This window comes from Jannaschia rubra (assembly GCF_001403735.1).
Lineage (GTDB): Bacteria > Pseudomonadota > Alphaproteobacteria > Rhodobacterales > Rhodobacteraceae > Jannaschia > Jannaschia rubra.
Genome location: NZ_CXPG01000026.1, coordinates 1 through 16,899, shown reverse-complemented (window position 1 = coordinate 16,899; position 16,899 = coordinate 1). Strand labels below are relative to the sequence as shown.

At 71.7% G+C, this 16,899-nt stretch carries 12 protein-coding genes; 2 read left to right on the top strand and 10 right to left on the bottom strand.

Going from position 1 to position 16,899, the window contains the following annotated elements; translation table 11 throughout:
• Positions 1–371 precede the first annotated feature (371 nt).
• Both JAN5088_RS17610 and JAN5088_RS17605 read left to right on the top strand, forming a co-directional pair.
• The gene (locus tag JAN5088_RS17610) at positions 372–1,358 is read left to right on the top strand and encodes a sugar transferase (RefSeq protein WP_055684159.1); all 987 of its coding nucleotides are present in this window, start codon (positions 372–374) and stop codon (positions 1,356–1,358) included.
• Positions 1,359–1,364: 6 nt separating this feature from the next.
• A complete protein-coding gene (locus JAN5088_RS17605; protein WP_055684158.1) occupies positions 1,365–2,906 on the top strand; it encodes a lipid II flippase MurJ in 1,542 nt (513 codons plus the stop codon).
• On the opposite strand, the gene JAN5088_RS17600 is transcribed toward JAN5088_RS17605, so the two are convergent.
• From JAN5088_RS17600 to JAN5088_RS19125, 10 genes are all read right to left on the bottom strand, one after another.
• Positions 2,835–3,812 carry a sulfotransferase family protein gene (locus tag JAN5088_RS17600; protein WP_055684157.1) on the bottom strand — a complete coding sequence of 326 codons (978 nt, stop codon included), beginning with the start codon at positions 3,810–3,812 and terminating at the stop codon, positions 2,835–2,837. The two genes, JAN5088_RS17605 and JAN5088_RS17600, sit on opposite strands and share 72 nt — an antisense overlap.
• Positions 3,802–4,944 carry a glycosyltransferase family 2 protein gene (locus tag JAN5088_RS17595; RefSeq protein ID WP_055684156.1) on the bottom strand — a complete coding sequence of 381 codons (1,143 nt, stop codon included), beginning with the start codon at positions 4,942–4,944 and terminating at the stop codon, positions 3,802–3,804. The genes JAN5088_RS17600 and JAN5088_RS17595 overlap by 11 nt, the downstream gene beginning before the upstream one ends.
• Positions 4,941–6,155 carry a glycosyltransferase gene (locus JAN5088_RS17590; RefSeq protein WP_055684155.1) on the bottom strand — a complete coding sequence of 405 codons (1,215 nt, stop codon included), beginning with the start codon at positions 6,153–6,155 and terminating at the stop codon, positions 4,941–4,943. Before JAN5088_RS17590 ends, JAN5088_RS17595 begins: the two co-directional genes overlap by 4 nt.
• On the bottom strand, positions 6,152–7,546 hold the full coding sequence (locus JAN5088_RS17585; RefSeq protein WP_055684154.1) for an O-antigen ligase family protein: 1,395 nt from the start codon (positions 7,544–7,546) through the stop codon (positions 6,152–6,154). Before JAN5088_RS17585 ends, JAN5088_RS17590 begins: the two co-directional genes overlap by 4 nt.
• On the bottom strand, positions 7,543–8,784 hold the full coding sequence (locus JAN5088_RS17580; protein WP_055684153.1) for a polysaccharide deacetylase family protein: 1,242 nt from the start codon (positions 8,782–8,784) through the stop codon (positions 7,543–7,545). Before JAN5088_RS17580 ends, JAN5088_RS17585 begins: the two co-directional genes overlap by 4 nt.
• On the bottom strand, positions 8,781–10,469 hold the full coding sequence (locus JAN5088_RS18765; RefSeq protein ID WP_055684152.1) for a GumC domain-containing protein: 1,689 nt from the start codon (positions 10,467–10,469) through the stop codon (positions 8,781–8,783). The genes JAN5088_RS17580 and JAN5088_RS18765 overlap by 4 nt, the downstream gene beginning before the upstream one ends.
• Before the next feature lie 15 nt (positions 10,470–10,484).
• Positions 10,485–11,849: a beta-galactosidase gene (locus JAN5088_RS17570; protein ID WP_055684151.1), complete on the bottom strand. Its 1,365-nt coding sequence runs from the start codon at positions 11,847–11,849 to the stop codon at positions 10,485–10,487.
• Positions 11,846–13,075 (bottom strand): polysaccharide biosynthesis/export family protein, encoded by a 1,230-nt coding sequence (locus JAN5088_RS17565; protein WP_055684150.1) that lies wholly within the window; start codon positions 13,073–13,075, stop codon positions 11,846–11,848. Before JAN5088_RS17565 ends, JAN5088_RS17570 begins: the two co-directional genes overlap by 4 nt.
• A gap of 161 nt (positions 13,076–13,236) precedes the next feature.
• Positions 13,237–15,150: a right-handed parallel beta-helix repeat-containing protein gene (locus JAN5088_RS17560; protein ID WP_055684149.1), complete on the bottom strand. Its 1,914-nt coding sequence runs from the start codon at positions 15,148–15,150 to the stop codon at positions 13,237–13,239.
• A gap of 117 nt (positions 15,151–15,267) precedes the next feature.
• Positions 15,268–16,380, bottom strand: a complete 1,113-nt coding sequence (locus JAN5088_RS19125) for a right-handed parallel beta-helix repeat-containing protein (RefSeq protein WP_055684148.1) — start codon at positions 16,378–16,380, stop codon at positions 15,268–15,270.
• Between the last annotated feature and the right edge of the window lie 519 nt (positions 16,381–16,899).

Sequence of the window (16,899 nt, the reverse complement as noted above, 5' to 3'; positions counted from 1 at the left end):
TTGATTACAATATACAATATCAAGCCGTTCGTCCCGATCCGGTTTGGATCGGCGCTGCCCGTCTCGAACCCCGATCCCGCCCGGGTCATCGCGGGGAGGACACCGGGGCCGTCGGGCGAATCGCGGGTTCGGCGACGGAGAAGGGCAGGGGGCGCCGAATCACCCTCAACGCGATGCCTGTCGGTGCCCTTGGCCATCGCGATGACGGTCAGCCGTTCCTTCCGATGCCGTTAATGAAAAGTTAACGCTATTGCCGTGACTTGCATGGCGACAGGACCCGGACCGGCGGTCTTTCGCCGGCCCGCTTTGTTGACCTTGGGTATCCAACAGGCCAAGTGGGCCGTGATATTGGGATATTCAGGAACAATATTATGCGACCTGCCGTCGGTTTCCGCTCCACCTCACCCAGACTTTACCGTCTCTACAACGTGGTTTTCGCCATCGCGCTGCTTGTGCTGTTTGCGCCGCTGCTGTTGCTGATCGCCGGGATGCTGGCCGTGACGCAGGGGCCGAAGGTTCTGTACCGCGGGCCGCGGATCGGCAAGGACAAGCGGCAGTTCCAGATCATCAAGTTCCGCACGCTCTGCCCCGACCGGGCCCGGACGGTGACGGCCGACCGCACCTTGCCGGCGGATGCGAACATCGAGACGCCGCTGGGCAAGTTCTTCCGCGAAACGCGCCTCGACGAGCTTCCGCAGCTTCTCAACATCGTGAAGGGCGATATGAACATCTGCGGCCCCCGTCCCGTCCGCGCCGAGATCGCCGCCATCGAAGGCCGGCGCATTCCCGATTACGACCTGCGCTTCGACGTCCGGCCGGGCCTGATCGGGCCGACGCAGGCCTGTTTCGGGCACAGCGCCAGCAAGCGCCTGCGCGCCCGCATGAACAACCGCGCCGTCCGCCGCCCCGTCAGCATCGGCGCGGAGCTTGCCCTGCTGGGCCGCATCGGCCTGTCGATCCTGCAGCGGCTGTCGGGCAAGATCGAAACCGCGGCGGGGCGTCTGGGGCGCCGCGAGGGCGCCGCGCCGCTCGACATCTGGCTGAGCGACGATGCGGGCGAGGTCCGCGTTCCGGTCCTGCGGATCGACCTTCGGTCGGTCACGCTGGCCCGGCCGCCCGTGGCACAACCCGTCGTGCCCCTGTCGATCCGGCTTCAATCGGGGGCGGTGCGGCGCGCGCGGGTGCGCCTGACACCGACCGAGACGCGGGGTCTGTTCGCCTATGAGGCGGCCGACGAGTTGAGCGCCTTCGTCATCGAACGCTATGCCCTGAGCCGCGTGGTGATCCCTCCGCGGGTGGCCCGCGTCGCGTCGCCCGGCGCGCAGCCCGACATGGTCGCGCGGCAAATGGGCGCCTAGCGAGGCATGGCCGACCGGGCCGCGCCAAGGATCTCGCTCCTCGGGTCCGGGGGGGCGCAGTTCGCGGGACAGGCCCTCGGGCTTCTGCTCGCGCTCGTCGTGTCGCATCTGATCGCGCGGCGGATGGGCGTGGGGCCCGACGCCGACGCCTTTTTGCTCGGACGGCGCCTGATCACCGCTGTGACCGAGGCGCTCAACCAGATCGTGATCGTCGTCTTCATCCCCCTCGTCGCCGCGCAGGCGGCCGCGGGGGCCGGGATCTGGCGCATCGTCGCCCGGTCGGGCGGGGGTGCCCTGCTGACCGGGACGGCGCTGGCGGTGATCTTCCTCGTCGGCGCGCCCTGGATCGTCGCGACCGTCGCGCCGGAGTTCGACGCGCCCACGGCGCGGTTGGCCACGCAGGTCATGTGGATCCTGTCGCTGGCGCTGCCGGCGACGGTGGCGACGGTGGCGCTCGCCGCCTATTGCAACGTGCGCGGCACCTTCGGGGCGGTGGCGGCGGTGCGGCAGCTGCCGCGCGCGGGCGTGGTGATCGCGCTGTCGCTGGGGACCGGCGGATTGGCCCTGGCGGCGGCGGGGGCCTATACGCTGGGCGCGGTCGCGGTGACGGGGATCATGCTGCTCGCCGCGCTGCGCCTGAGCCGGGGGGCGCCCGCCCCGCGCGCCGGCCCCCCGAAGCGCAGCGCGGCCCCCCGGAACGCCGCAGCCGCGCTGGTCATGGCGACCGGCGCCATGGTGGTGCTGTGGCTGGAGACGGCGATCGCGGCGGGGTCGGGGCCGGGGGCCGTGCCGATGCTGGACTATGCGCAGCGGCTGGGCGCGCTGCTGGGCAATACGCTGGCGACGGCGCTGACGCTGGTGGTCTTCGCCGACATGGCCCGGCGCGCGGCGGCGGGCGAGGGGTCGGAGCTGGCCCGGCGGTTCAACGGCGCGCTCTGGACCGGGTTCGCGCTGATGTTGCCGATCACGGCGGGGATGATCGTGAACGCGCCCGCCATCATCGAACTGGTGCTGGGCTACGGCGCCTTCGCGTCCGCCGCGATCCGCGACGAGGTGGCGCATCTGACGCGCTGGATGGCCGTGGCGCCCATGGCCGCGCTGGTGGTGCGGATGATGTACATCCGCGTGCTGGCCGACGACACGCTGCCCGTGGTCCGGATCGCGGTGGCGGCGACGGCGGCGGACGTGGCCATCCGGGTCGTGCTGTTCCGCATCCTGGTGCCCGTGCTGGGCCTGACGGGGATTCCGGTGGGGCTGGTGCTGGCGCCCGTCGCGCCGGCGCTGGTGATGGCGGTCTGGTTGCGGCGGCGGGGCACCTTCCGGGGCGGGGCGGTTCCGGGTGCCGCGGTGCGGCCGCTGCTGGCGGCATCGGTGGCCGTGAGCGTCGCCGTCGTGGGCGGGGCGTTGCTGGGACCCTTCGTGCAGGACTGGATCGCGACGGGGCCGAAGAGCGCGGCGCTGGTCGGGCTGGTCGCCTCAGCCGTGGCGGGGGGCGTCGTCCTGCTGGTCGCCGTGGGCGCCTTCCACATCCGGCCGCGCCTGCGCTGAGGCGGGGTCGAAGCCCGACCGCCGCCAGACCCAACCGGGCCAGTCCGCGCCCCGCCGTTCGCGGCGCCGCCGCTCGATCCGGCCGAGGACGCCCAGGGGCAGCGCGCGGCCGAGGGCGTCGGCCAGCCGCACCACGGCCAGATCCAGCCCCGACAGACGCCGCGTTCCCGCGCCCCGGTCGTGGCTGGTGTTGGGCGCGAAGGCGCTGACGAGGGTGTCCGGGGCGACGGCGAGGCCGAGCGCCCGGACAAGGTCGGCGCGGCCCCGGTCGGGATCGGCCGCGAGGGTATCGTAGCGGAGGAGATGGGCGCGCGGTTCGGCGGCGGCGAAGCGGCGCAGGTAGCGGGTGTGGAGCGCGTTGGCGAGGGCGCCGCGCGCGATGTCGGCCAGCCGCCGGGCGCCGCGGGGCGGGCTGCGCCCGTAGGCCGACAGGCGCGAGGCGATCAACGTGCGGCTGTCGCGGGTGACGCAGACGAAGCGGGCCGCGGGGTAGCGGCGGGCCAGATCGCGGGCGAGGAGGGTGTGATGGGGCGATTTTTCGAGCCAGAGGGGCGCGCCCTGACGGTCGGCGACGGCGTCCATCACGACCTCGAAGACCTGCGCGTGATCGCGGGCGGTGGCGATGGCCGCGTCGAGCAGGGCGTCGGGCAGCCCGGTCAGCAGCCAGTAGTCCGAGGCGGCGAAGGCGGTGCGGAAGGCGTCGCGCGCGGCGGGATCGGAGAGGGGGCCGAAGGCGCGGGCGAAATGCGAGAAGAACAGGCTTTCATGGACGCCGCGATGATCCTCGGCGGCGACGGCGGCGACCGCGCCCGAGCCGTGCAGCATGTTGGCCACCCATGTGGTGCCCGACCGCTGGAGCCCCAGGACGAAGACGGCGCGCGCGCCCGGAACCGGATCAGCCGGCATCGCGCGACGGGGTCCAGAGGACGCTTTGCCGCCCGGTGAGGCAGCGCAGGATGCCCAGGAGCAGCGCGACATGGGCGAAGGTGAAGAAGGCGGGCAGCGACACCGCCTTGAACCGGCGCAGGCCGGGCCAGGCCAGCCCCGCGACGGCCGCGGCGTAGAATGCGATCTGCGCGAGGCCCAGCAGCAGGTAGAACCAGTGCTGACCCATGAGCGCGAGGTTCGAGACGAACAGCAGGATCAGGAACAGCGGATTGAGCCGCCGCATCAGCTTGTGCGAGAAAAGCTGCCACGCGTACCAGCCGTGGCGCAGGGGGTTCATCAGCCCCGCGTTCCGCATCAGGCTGCGCCAGCCACGCTCGCTGGAGCGGATGCGGCGGCGCATCTCGCTGCCGACGTTCTCGGTGACGGCCTCGACGGTGCTGGCCTCGGGCTCGAACACGAGACGGCTGCCTTGCGCCACGGCACCCACCGAGATGACGAAATCGTCGGTGCAGCCCGGCGCGGGCGGACGGACGAGGGCGCGGCGGAGCGAATAGACCGACCCCTGCGCCGAGACCGCCCCGCCGAGCCGGGACTCGGCCAGTTTCAGCGCCTGATCGTAGCGCCAGAACAGGCTTTCGGCCCCGCCGATGCCGCCCTTGCCCCCCTCGACCGTGATCTGGCCGCAGACGCCGCCCACCTCGGGGTCGGCGTAGTGGCGCAGCATGGCCGTCAGCGTGCCGGGGGTGAGGATGGCGTTGGCGTCCGAGAAGACGACGATATCGCCCGTGCACCGCGCCAGCCCGTGGTCGAGCGCGTGGGCCTTGCCCAGCCGGCCCGGGTCCAGCACCGTGACGCGGGGGTCGCGGATGGCGCGGGCCACGGCGACGGTGTCGTCGGAGGAGCCGTCGGAGACGACGATCACCTCGATCTCGGCCCCGCCGGTGTCGAGCGCCAGCGTGTTGCGGATCTTGTCGCCGATGACGCCGGCCTCGTTGTAGGCGGCGACGAGGAAGCTGACCTTCGGCGGCGGCCCGGCGGGGGCGGGCGGGCGCCGGGGCGGCCGCAGGCGCGACAGCGCCAGAAGGACGAGGCCATAGCCGAACAGGCTGTAGAACAGCGCGGCGGCGGAGAGCCAGAACAGGACGGTCATGCGCGGGCCCCTTCCATCAGCCGGGCGAGGGCCGCGGCGTTGTCTTCGACCAGGTATTCGGCCGCGATCCGGTCGCGGCCGGCGCGGGCGATGGCGAAGGCGGCACCGGGATCGCGGGCGATGGCGGTCAGGGCGGCGGCGATGGCCCGCGCGTCGCCCGGCGGCGTCAGCCAGCCCGTCCGCCCCGGTTCCACCAGTTCGGGAATGCCCGACAGGTCGCTGGCGACGACGGCGCGGCCGTGGGCCATCGCCTCCATCAGGACGACGGGGATGCCTTCGACCCGGCCGCCGTCACCGGGGATCGACGGCACCACGAGGACATGGGCGTCGCGGTAGGCCAGCGCCACCGTCTCGGCCGGTTGCGGCCCGTCGAAGCGCACCCGATCCGTCAGGCCGAGGCGGTCGGCCTGCGCCTTCAGCGTCTCCGACAGGTCGCCGCCGCCCAGGATGCGCGCCGTCCAGGCCATGTCGGCGGGCAGGGCGGCCAGCGCGTCGAGAAGGTGGGCGACGCCCTTCTTGCGAAGGAGCGAGCCGACATAGAGGATCCGCAGCCCCTCCGGCCCCGGCAGGTCGGGCAGGGGCGCGTCCAGCGTTTCGCGTGCGACGCCGCAGCGGATCAGGCGCAGCTTGTCCGCGGGAAAGCCGGGCAGGGCGGTCAGCCACCGGACGTTGTAGGCGCTGATCGCGCGCACGAAGGCGGCGGCGCGGGCCTTTTCGGGCAGGAGCGCCTGCGAGACGAAGATGTCGTTGGCATGGGCCGAGAAGCTGAACGGCACATCGGCCAGGGTCGCGGCGATCAGCGCGGCATTGGCCGGATGGCCCGCGAATTCGGCGTGGATATGTTCGACCCCGTTCCGCCGGCACCAGCGGCCGAGGGCCACGGCCTTGGGGAACAGGGCCGCGACGGCCATCCCGCGCCGCGGCTCCCGCCGGTGGGCGGCGAGGAGGCGGCCGATCAGCCGGGCCATGGTGCCGGGGCGGCGGAAGGTTTCGGCGGCCAGCGCGCCGAGCGTCCGCGCGCCGAGATAGGGGAAGGTGAAGGCGCGCGGCAGCAGGTCGCGCACGAAGCCGTGGACGATTTCCCGGTCGCGGAAGGGTTTGACGTGGAAGATCCGGGCATCGTGGCCCAGCCGGCCGTATTCGACCACGTTGCGATAGGCGAAGGTCTCGGTCAGCTTCGGAAACTCGCTGACGACGACGAGGAGCTTCATCTCGCCAGCTCCCGCGTGTTCACCCGGTCGAGGGCGGCGCAGAGCGCGGGCAGCAGCCAGGTGTATTTCGTGTATTCGTTGGGCAGGAACAGGCTGGCCATCAGATAGGCGCCGAAGCCGTAGGCCAGCGCCAGCGCCATGGCGTGCATCCGGTCGTCGGCGGGGTTGCGGCAGACGTTGCGGACGCAGGCGAAGGCATAGCCCAGCATCGCGAAGAACGGCAGCGCGCCCAGAAGGCCGTATTGCACCAGCACCGACAGGTACATGTTGTGAAGCTCCCGCCCCAGAAGGGTGCGGCCGGGCAGGTAGCGATAGTCGGGGTCGGTGAAATGGTGGATGAAGTTGCCGGGCCCCACGCCGAACAGCGGGTTCTTGAGGAACAGGTCGACGCCGATCAGGTTGTAGGTCATCCGCCGCCCGAGCGTCCAGTCGCGCCCGGAGCCGTCGCCGAAGATCGAGCCCAGCCGCTCGAAGTATTCGGCCGGGATGAAGGGGATCGCCGCGATCACGCCGACCCCGGCCAGGATCATCGCCACCGGCAGGAACCGCGACCGGCGGTGGCGCCAGACCAGCAGGATCACCACGACGCCGTAGGCCACGAAGGCCGAGCGCGCGAAGGACAGCACGATCGCCGCCGTCCCCAGCACCACGACCGCCAGCATCGTGCGGCGCAGGCGCGGCGTGGCCAGCATGTGCACGAGCGCGAAGGCCACCCCCGCGAGCAGCATCGAGGCCGCGGTGGTCGGGTTGTAGTCCGACCCGCCGGAGGAGCGCTGGAACCCCTCGGCGGTGCGCGCGGTGGTGGCGGCTTCGGACTGCGCGACGAGGGTGGTGCCGAGCGCGATCTCGGCCAGCAGGATCAGCGACGACACGAGGGAGGTGGCGACCAGCGTCCAGACCAGGATCTCGACCTTGGCGCGGGTGTCGGCCAGCACCATGACGATGGTGAAGAGCAGCCCGAGGCTGATGAGGGTGGTCACGGCGTCGAGGGCCAGCGTCCGGTTGTCGGCCCCCACGAGGCAGACGGCGGCCATCATGGTGAAGGTGACCGCGCAGACCGTCACGGGGTTCCGCTGCCAGGCGTGGATGCTGTCGCGGAGACGCACGGCCTGCAGCAGGATCATCAGCGCGGTCCCGGCGGCGATGAGCTTGAAGGCGGAGGTGGGCAGGAAGCCGAAGAGCAGCTTCTCGATCGCGTCGAGATGGGAAAAGACGGCGAGCGCCAGCGCGCCGAGGAAGGGCTGGGCAAAGAGGAGGAGGACGGCGAGGAGGAGGACCGGCAGGGCCAGCGCGGCCACGGGGTTCGTCGCGCCGCCCGCCACGACGACCGCGAGGGCGGCGAGACCCGCGAAGGCCAGCGTCACCGGCATGAAGCGCAGGAACCCGGTCACGAGGCCGCCCCCGGCGTGCCGCTGGGGCCCAGGCGCCAGCGCCGGATCAGCGTGGCGAGGGCCGCGGGGATGTGCCAGACCAGCCGGCCCGCGGCGGTGTTGACCCGTGCGCGCAGGGCCAGCGCCTCGAGCCAGAGGGGGCCGCCGCCGAAGGCGCGGTCCTGCAGGTGCACCCGGCTGAGGATCACGGGGCGGTCGCCCGGTCGCACGTCGTCCGCCCGGTTCTCGCCGCGCCCGCCGGTGACGGCGAGGAACCCGGCCTCATGCGCCGCGGCGACGGAGAGGGGGTCGGAGCGGTCGAAGGGCCAGGCCATGATGCGCGGCGGCCGCCCCAGGATCGCGCCCAGGTCGCGGTGCGCGCGGCCCAGCATCGCCGCCACGCGGATGCGGAAGGCCTGGTCGGTCTCGGGGCCGTCGTCCCGCCACCAGCGCCCGGCGAGCGCCGAGTCCGTCTCCGGCAAAGGCGCATCCGGAGCGAGGGCGGGCGGCGGGGCAGGGGCCTGGTACCAGCCCGACTTGTCGCCCTGCTCCGCCGCCCAGAGAAGCGGCGCGTGGACCTTCCAGTCGCGGCCCACGGGGCCGATGCTGCGCGCGGAGACGGGGATGCGCGCGTGGTCGGTGCCATGCGCCTCGATCGCGAACAGCGGGTCGGCGTCGAGCGCGCGAAGCTCCGCCGCGTTCATGTAGCCCTGCCAGGCGGAGGGCCCGCACCTGTCGGCGCCGTCGCGCGCGATGTCGCCGGGGGCGACGAAATCCACCGACACGAAGATCGTCGCCGGGGCGGCGTGGTCGCGCAGGATGGGCACCGCGAACAGGTAGTTGTCGAGATAGGCGTCGTCGAACTGCAGCACCACGGCCCGCGGCGGAAGGGGGGCGCCCGCCGTCCGCGCCGCGATCAGGTCTTCGGTCGGGACGATGGTCCAGCCGTCGCGGCGCAGCGTCCGCAGGTGGATGTCGAGCACCTCGGGCCGGACGGAGGTGTTGCGCGCCCAGGGCAGCCAGCGGGCATCGGGCGAGACGCTGTGATAGACGAGGATCGGCACGCCGCCGGGGTTGTGCAGGAACCGGGCGGCCAGCGCCAGCCCGATCGCGAGGCAGAGGAGACCGGCGAGGGGCGCGACCAGCAGCGCGGCCAGGGCGCCCGCGACGATCCCGCCGGCGAGGGCCGCGCCCGCCCGGCGGAACACCCGTCGGCGCAGGACCCGGCGGTCGACCGGCGGATCCCCCGCGGGTGTCACGGCAACAGGGCCGCGTAGGACACCGGGGCGCCCGGCGGGACCGCGCCCGCGTCGTCGCCCATGACGCCCAGTTCGTCGCGGTCGACGGTTCCGGGGCGCAGGCCGATGACGACGTGGCGGTCGGCCTGGGCGCTCCAGTCCGCGATGCGCGAGACGGGGGGCAGGTCGACGACCTCGGGTGCCGCGCCGTCCTGCGCGCGGGGGGCGGCGATCCGCAGCACGGCGGTCATCACCTCGCGCAGGGCGGCGATTTCGGCGGGCGACCCGAAGGCCGTGACGAACAGCTCCCCCGAGGGCCAGCGATGCGCCCCGTCCGAGACGAAGCGCCGCCCGACGGCATCGGCATAGCGGCGCAGGAGCCGGCTGGGCGTGCCGCCGCCGTCGTTGTAGCGGCGGGCGTGGCGCAGCAGCCGCCGGGTGATCGGCGGCAGGACGCGCGCCCCAAGCGAGCCGCGCAGATCCTCGGAGGTGCGGATGCGGTCGCCCAGCACGTCCATCGCGATGACCGGGACCAGAACGAGGATGCCGCCGAGGATCGTGCCGACGATGGTGTTGACGAGGACCTTGGGCGACTTGGGATAGACGGGCGGACTGGCGGACTGGATGGTGCGGACCTGCGACAGCTCCGCCTCGCGCGCGACGCGGGCGCCCACGCGGCGGTTGCGCAGCTCCAGAAGGTCGGCCGCGACCGCCGCGATCCGCTGGTCGATTTCGGCCAGCGCGTCCTGCGCGGTGTCGAGATCGCGGAGCGCCGCGTCGGTGCGCGCCAGGCTTTCGCCGCCGAGCCGCAGCCGTTCCTCGATCGCGGCGCGCGAGGCCTCGGTGCTGGCGAGGGTCTGGCGCAGCCCGCGCACCGTCTCGGCATCCGAGGCGCCGGCGATGGAGCCGCGCAGCGAGGCGAGGGTGGTGTCGAGCAGCGCCAGTTCGACCTCGATATCCTCCAGGCTGGCGCGGGCCGCGGCGCGGGTGTCGAGCATGATCGCGCGTTCCCGGTCGATGTTGGCCACGCCGAAGTCGCGCGCCGTCTGCTGCCGCTCGGCCTGGCGCGCGGCGAGATCGGCCTCGCGCGCCGCGATCTCCCGGTCGAGCGAGGCGTCGACCCGCGCGGCGTCGGCCTGGAACTCGTCGCGGGTTTCCTCGATGTAGGCGCGGGCCAGCGCGTTGGCGGCGCGCGCGGCGAGATCGGCGTCGTCGAGCGAGACCGAGACCTGCAGGATGTAGGAGCCTTCCACGATCTCGACCTCGGTGGCGCCGATCAGGTCGCTGATGGCGGTCTGCCGTTCGGGCTGCGGCTCGAAATAGCCGAAATTCAGGATGTTGTACCAGCGCCAGAGCGCGCTCTTGACCTCGCGCAGGAAGGTTCGCGGCGCGGGCGCCAGGGCGCCGCCGCTTCCTTCGGTCAGGATGTCGATGGCGCGCCCGGCGACCTGCCGCGACAGCAGGCGTTCGATGTGGGTCTGCGCGATGATGGTGGCCGGGTTGAACTGGCTGACGCCGAGAAAGCCGCGGTTGAAGCGCAGCTCCTCCTCGGAGGGCTGCATGTTCATGACGACCGACGCCTCGTAGAGCGGCATGGCCCGCAGCAGCACCAGCGACATGGCCAGCGAGAGGCCCCCGGCGACCAGGGCGCCGAGCAGGATCGTCCGCCAGAAATGGCGTATCAGTTCGATGTAGTGATCAAGCATGGAACCAGGGACAGGTCAGGGGGACAGCAGCGCATTCAGGCCGGATCCGGTGAAGGTGATGGCCCCCGCGCCGCAGCGGCCGGGGTCGGATGCGAGCAGCCCGCGGTCGGGGTCGGCCAGGCACAGAAGCTCGGTGCCCGCCGCGCGGGCCTCGTCGCGCAGCCCTGCGGCCGCGGACCCCCAGCCGACGGAGATGCGCCCGCCGTCGCCGCGCCGGATCTCGAACCGCAGCGCGCCGTCCTGGCGGACCGTGGCCTGCCGGTCGATCAGCCGCGACAGCGCCCGGTAGGCGAAGACGCCGGGCTTCGGCCGCCCCGGCCCTTCGTAGAGCGCGGTCCGGGCGTTGCCGAAGGTCGCGCCCTCGCCTTCGCCCAGACGGAACCACAGGCAGAAGGGCGCGCCCGCGGCCAGCACGTTCAGGTTCCGGTGGATGACGGCGCGGAAATGCCCCTCCGGCGTGTATTCCCCGCCGTAATCGCGCGTCGGACCGCCGCATTCGCTCGACAGGACCGGGCGCCCCGACAGGCGCCGCACCAGGTCGAGGCGGGCGGCGTCGCGCGTCTCGGGCCCGTAGAGATGCACCGAGGAGATGTCGTAGCGGCTGTTGGCGAGGACGGGCAGGACGCGGTCGCGGATGATCGCGGCGATCTCCGGCCCCAGCATCTCGTCGCGAGCCATCACGGTCTCGGAGGACCTGCTCCAGCTCTGGCGGACGTGGATGTTCTGGCGGGCCTGCTGCACCAGCAGGATGTCGGCGTTGAAGGCCGCGATCCCGCCCATCACGAAGGTCGCGTCCGGGTCTTCGGCGGCGACGGCGTCGTGGGTCGCGTCGACATAGGCGATCAGCTCGGCCGTGCTGCCGGCCCAGCCGCCGGAGCGGTTGCTGTCGCTGATCCATTCGTTCGCGGCCTGGTAATAGTGGACCGGGAACCGCAGCCCGGGCATGTCGTTCGACCCGTCCGCATCGTATCTGTCCACCACCCGCCGGACGAACTGCTGCCACTGCCCCAGGTCGACAGGGCGGGCGTTCTTGACCTTGCGCGTCGCGGGGTCGGTGGCCCAGTCGGCATCGGATTCGAAGGTGAGGAAAGGGTGGATGCCCCTGTCCTGAAGGCCCTTCACCCGCTCGTCGAGGCCCGCGAAATCGAACCGGCCCGGCCGCGGCTCCGTCCGGCTCCAGGCGGCCGAGAGGCGCGTCACGCCGATGCCGGCCTGCGAGATGGCGTCGTAATAGCGCGTCTGCGACCCCGGAAAGGCGAGGCCGAGGCGGGGGTTCGGTGTCACGGCGAGGCGCGACAGATCGACGTCTGCCGCCGCCGGCGCGGCCCAGGCCATGGCGAGCGCGGCCAGGAGGGCGGCGCATGTGCGCAGCCGGGTCATTGCGTCCCGTCCGGGGCGAGGGCGCGCAGGACCTCGAGCCCGTCGCCGGGATGGAGGAGGGTGTCGGGGCCGGCCTCGACCACCCGGGCCCCTTCCCCGTTGCGGCGGTGGATGAGGTAGGCGACGCGCGTCCCGTCCTCGCCCGGAAGCGCCAGCGCGGCCTCGCCGCCGAATTCGCGCACGAAGGCGCGGGACCGGTCGAGCCGGGTCGCGGTCTCCAGGATCGCGGCCTCGGTGTCGGCCAGCGCGTCCGAGAGTTCGGCCTGCCGGTCGGTCTCGTCGGAGGCGAGCGAGGATTCCGCGCGTTCCAGCTTCTGGCGGGCGGCGGCTTCGAGGCCGATGGCCTCCAGGATGTCGACGCGCAGGCTCGCGGCCTCCAGCGTCAGGTCCACCACCCGGGTCGACCGCGCCAGCCCCCGCTCGCGCAGGTCCTGCTGGTTGCCCAGCTCCTCCAGGATGGTGTCGAGCTGGCCGTTCAGCAGCACGCGGCGTTCGGCGAAGGCCTCCGCCTCCTCGCGCGCGAGGCGGGTCTGATCGGCCTGGGTCCGGGCGCGCAGGGCCTGCCGCTCGGCCTGCGCCGACATCACCGCTTCGGCGGCATCGGTCAGCGGCGCGGCCGGCGGCTGGCCCGTCCGCGCGCGCACGGTTTCGGCGAGGTCGGCCGCGGATCCGCCGTCGCGCAAGGCGTTCAGCCGCGCGCGGGTGACTTCCAGCGTGTCGAGCCGGGCGGCCATGAGCGCGGCGTTCGCGGCTTCGTCGGCGACGCGCATCCGCAGGCCGGCGTCGTCCATCAGCGCGGTGTCGAGAAAGCCGCCGCTGATGGCGACGGCGGAACGGACGTCCATCCCCGGGCGGAACGGCGCGGCGCCCGGCACCCTCACGTCGCCCGAGACGATGACCGGGCGATAGGAGGCCACTTCCAGCGTCGCCGACTCGGTATCGGAAAAGACGGCGGCAAGGCGGTCCTCGATATCCTGTTCCAGCTCGGCCGGGAGCAGGCCCGCGGCGGGGATCGTGCCGACGATGTGCAGCGAGATCGTGCCGTCCTGGCGGACGCGGTAGAGGCGGGACAGGTCCGGCCGGGCGAAGATCGACAGTTCGAGTTCGTCGCCCGCCCCGATGGGATAATCCTCGGCATGGGCCGGAACGGCGAGAAGCATCAGCGCAAGCCCGGCTGCCTGCACGGCGGCCCAGTTCGCGACCTTCCGCACAGGCGCGCCAATCATTCGAATATCATGCATCTTACACCCCGCGGGGCTGATCACACAGGCTCCGTCGGTAAGTCAAGCCTTCGCGTCCCCCTACGTCAAGGATGCGGCGGGACGGGCGGCCGCCCCGCACCCCGGCCCGGCCGCGGACCAAGGGATGCGGGGCGGCGGCCGGCGTTTCAGAAAAGGCCGAGTTCGGGGACGTCGATCCGCGTCACCTCGAACCCCGCGAGGGAGAAGGCACTGTCCTCGCCGGCCGACAGCCGCAGCTCGTCGAAGGGCGTCCCGGCGTCGAACCGCAGGTCGGACATCCCCTCGTAGGCGGTGGTGCCGAGGGATCGCCCGTCCCTGAACGCCTCGAGCAGGACGACCTCCTGCGCCGCGACGCCCTTGAGGTCGATGTCGATGGCCAGGGCATCGGACTCCGCGAACCGGAAGATCAGTTCCTCGGGCCCCGAGATCTGGGCGGCCGAGGACGTGCCCTCGCCGCGGGACTGGACGCCCAGCCGCCCGCCGTCGACGACCACGCCCCGCGCACCCGGCCCGTCGACGTCCAGCGACATGGACAGCGCGTCGAGCGCCACGTCGCGCAGGAAGGTCGCGCGGGCCAGCGTCACCTCGCCCGCGGTCTCGCCCTCGACCTCCAGCGTCGCCTCGGTGCGGCCGCGGGACCGTCCGGCGAGGTCGAGACCCATGGTCACGGTCGGCGCAGGCGCGGGGTTTTCGGCGCCGAAGAACGCGAGCGAGCCGACGGCGAAATCGGCGCCGGGTCCGGCCGATATCCGCATCTCGTCGAAGGCGAGGCCCGTTCCGACCTCGATCCGGTCCGCGCCCCGATGCTCCGTGGTGCCGAAGGAGGCGCCGTCGCGGAAGAGCTCGACCCGGACGGTCTCGGTCCGGGCGGCGTCGATCAGGCCGATGGTCGCGTATCCGACCCGCTGGTCGGGCGTGTCGGACAGCGTGACGACCAGCGTCTCGTCGCCCGATATCCCGTCGCGCGAGGCATCGCGCGTCGATGCGACGAACAGGCGGCCGTCGTCCACGCCGACCCGGCCGCCGGCGGCGCGCAGGTCGAGCCCGATGGGGGCGAGGGAGGCGCCGGCGATGCGCGTGTCCGCCGAGACCGAGAGGGCGTCCACCGTCTCGCCCCCCGACGACAGGACCGCCTGCGTCCGCCCCGACCCAGCGGCCAGCAGCTCCAGACCGAAGGCGGGTGTCGCGGCATCGGGGCCGTCCGGCGCGATGGGGGCGGGGGAGGGCGCGTCGCCGGGCACCGCCGGCGCGGCGCCCGACTTCTGCGCGCGGGCGGCGCTTTCGTCCACGACCGAATTGCCCTTGATGGCGACCGCCGACCCGATCCGGGCGTAATCCTGATCGACGGCGATGGCGGGACGGTCGGTCTGGGTCACGATGTTGCCCTCGATCGTGAACCGGCCCACGACCTCGCCGCCGCGCGCGGAGGGCACGTTGAGCAGGTTGATGTCCGTCCGACCCGTGCCGTTGCCGGTGTCGAGGATGACGTTGTCGGTGATGACGAGGTGGTTGCTCGCCCCCCGGGCGTTGTCGGCGAAATAGGCGATGCCGCTTTCGCGCGTCGTCTCGATGTAGTTGCCGGTGATCTGGCCGGAACTGCGCACGGAGATCGCGTTGCCGTCCATCGAATCGATGATCCGGTTGTCCTGGATCAGGAAGTCCGTGGTCTGGACGTAGATGCCGTGCATCAGCCCGGTGGTGCCGCCGTTCAGGCCGGTCTTCTCGATCGTGTTGCCGATGATCTGGAGGCCGGGATGGTCGACGCCGCCGGCCTTGCGCTGGCCGGCGTTGATCCCGTCCTCGCCGATCTTCTGGATCGTGCAGTCCCGGATCGTGACCCCCGACGTCGATCCCAGCGTGCTGAGCTTCACGCCGTCGCCGCTGACGTTGCGGATCGTGACGTTCTCGATCATCACGTTCGAGACGTCGCGCAGCATGATGCCGTTGCCGTCGACGTTCTCGATGATGACATTGCGGACGAGCGTGTTGTGCCATTCCGGTCCGTCGAGAATGAGCGTGTCATTCAGGACGAGGTTTTCGACGATTCGCGTGTACTGCACCGGATTCCCCTGTTGGCCGTGTCAGGCCCGGAGAACTCGGCGCAAGAGATTGACATTCCGTTACCGCTAAACAGGTATACAATGCCCCGCCGGTTCCGACCGACGGGGCAAGGGGGATCAGTAGAACAGGAAATCTCCGGTCGACAGCGCCGAGATGTCGGTATCGGCGATCGTCAGGCTGTCGCCGTTGCCCAGCGAGATCACCGTGTCGCCGCCGCGCTCGCCCACGCGCTGGACCAGGTCGGCCACCGAATCGATGCCGCGGAAACCGTAGACGACGATATGATCGCTTCCGGGCACGAAATCCCGCACCGTGTCGTTGCCGCCGTTCTTCTCGAAGACGAAGACGTCGTCGCCGCCGCCGCCGCGCAGGCTCTCGTCGCGCGACGTGCCGCGGAGGATGTCCTGGCCGCCGCCGCCGGTCAGGCGGACCGGGGGTTCCTCGGACCCCTGGCCCGATCCGGAGTAGCCCGAATCGCCGCCGGTATCGAGGCTGACGGAAATGTTGCCGTAGCCCTTGCCGATCTTCACGCCCGCCGCGCCCTTTTCCACGTCGTTGGAGGCGATGAACACGGCGTCGACGGCGTTGCCCTGGTTCTTGATCTCCAGCAGGTTGATATCGGTGCGGTCGCGGCCATAGCCGCTGTCGGTGACGGTGTTGCCCTCGATCCGCAGGGTGCCGTTCCGGCCCATGTGGTCGGCGAAATAGGCGATCCCGCTGTGCAGGGAATCGTCGACGATGTTGTCGCGCACAACGCCGGAACTGCGGACCGAGATGCCGTTTCCGTCGGTGGAATCGGTGACGGTGTTGCCTTCGATCAGGAAGTCGCGGCTCTGGATGTAGAGGCCGTGGCGCAGCCCGTCGTTGCCGCCGTTCAGGCCGGTCTTCTCGATGGTGTTGCCGACGATCTCCAGGCCCGGATGATCGACGCCCCGGCTGTAGCGCTGGCCCGCGTTGATCCCGTCCTCGCCGGTGCGGGAGATGTGGCTGTCCGAAATGACGACGTTCGACGTCGATCCGCTGGAGCTCAGCTTGATTCCGTCGCCGGTGACGTTCCGGATGGTCACGTTCTCGAACGTCACGTTCTCCACGTCGCGCAGAAGCACGCCGTTGCCCTTGACGTCGCGGATGGTGACGTTGCGGACCAGCGTGTTGTCCCATTCGCTGCCGGTCAGGCGCAAGGTATTCGTATAGGTCACGTTTTCGATGATATTGTCGTATTTCGGCATTCGAGTTCCTTGTCGTGGTGTGTCTGCTGTGCGAAGGTTTCCAAAGGTTCGATGCGCCGTTTTCCGGACATCCTTTCATGTCGCGGAGACGAGACGCATGAACGCAGGGGGACCGACTGGTCCGGGGTACATTTACGTGAGCGGGTTCGTTGTGCGGATCGCGCCCGGACCGCGCATGCCGGTCCCCGGCCCTCCGCGATACCGCGTCGGACAGCCGGGGCGAACCGAGGCAGGTTCTTGCCGAAGCGCGCCCGATTCCCGTTCGTTTTCCCGCGCATTCGCGCGAGAATGCGGCAATTCCGCAACGGAACGTCGGGTCGGACGGCCGGGCGCCGGGGCGGCGGCGACGGGTGCGGCACCATGACCGGCCGCGATCCGACCCCCCCGACCGCCCCCGCCCGGATCGCGTTCTTCCTGCCGCATCTTCGCCACGGCGGCGTCGAACGGGTCTGCACCACGCTGATCCGCGGCCTTCGGCGCGCCCTGTTCGACCCGATGGTGATCCTTCAGCGGCGGGAG

Bases quoted from the DNA above. Each gene is read 5' to 3' on its own strand.
- JAN5088_RS17600 (WP_055684157.1), bottom strand. From the start codon at position 3,812: ATGCCGGCTGATCCGGTTCCGGGCGCGCGCGCCGTCTTCGTCCTGGGG.
- JAN5088_RS17590 (WP_055684155.1), bottom strand. From the start codon at position 6,155: ATGAAGCTCCTCGTCGTCGTCAGCGAGTTTCCGAAGCTGACCGAGACC.
- JAN5088_RS17570 (WP_055684151.1), bottom strand. From the start codon at position 11,849: ATGACCCGGCTGCGCACATGCGCCGCCCTCCTGGCCGCGCTCGCCATG.
- JAN5088_RS18765 (WP_055684152.1), bottom strand. From the start codon at position 10,469: ATGCTTGATCACTACATCGAACTGATACGCCATTTCTGGCGGACGATC.
- JAN5088_RS17595 (WP_055684156.1), bottom strand. From the start codon at position 4,944: ATGACCGTCCTGTTCTGGCTCTCCGCCGCCGCGCTGTTCTACAGCCTG.
- JAN5088_RS19125 (WP_055684148.1), bottom strand. From the start codon at position 16,380: ATGCCGAAATACGACAATATCATCGAAAACGTGACCTATACGAATACC.
- JAN5088_RS17565 (WP_055684150.1), bottom strand. From the start codon at position 13,075: ATGATTGGCGCGCCTGTGCGGAAGGTCGCGAACTGGGCCGCCGTGCAG.
- JAN5088_RS17610 (WP_055684159.1), top strand. From the start codon at position 372: ATGCGACCTGCCGTCGGTTTCCGCTCCACCTCACCCAGACTTTACCGT.
- JAN5088_RS17605 (WP_055684158.1), top strand. From the start codon at position 1,365: ATGGCCGACCGGGCCGCGCCAAGGATCTCGCTCCTCGGGTCCGGGGGG.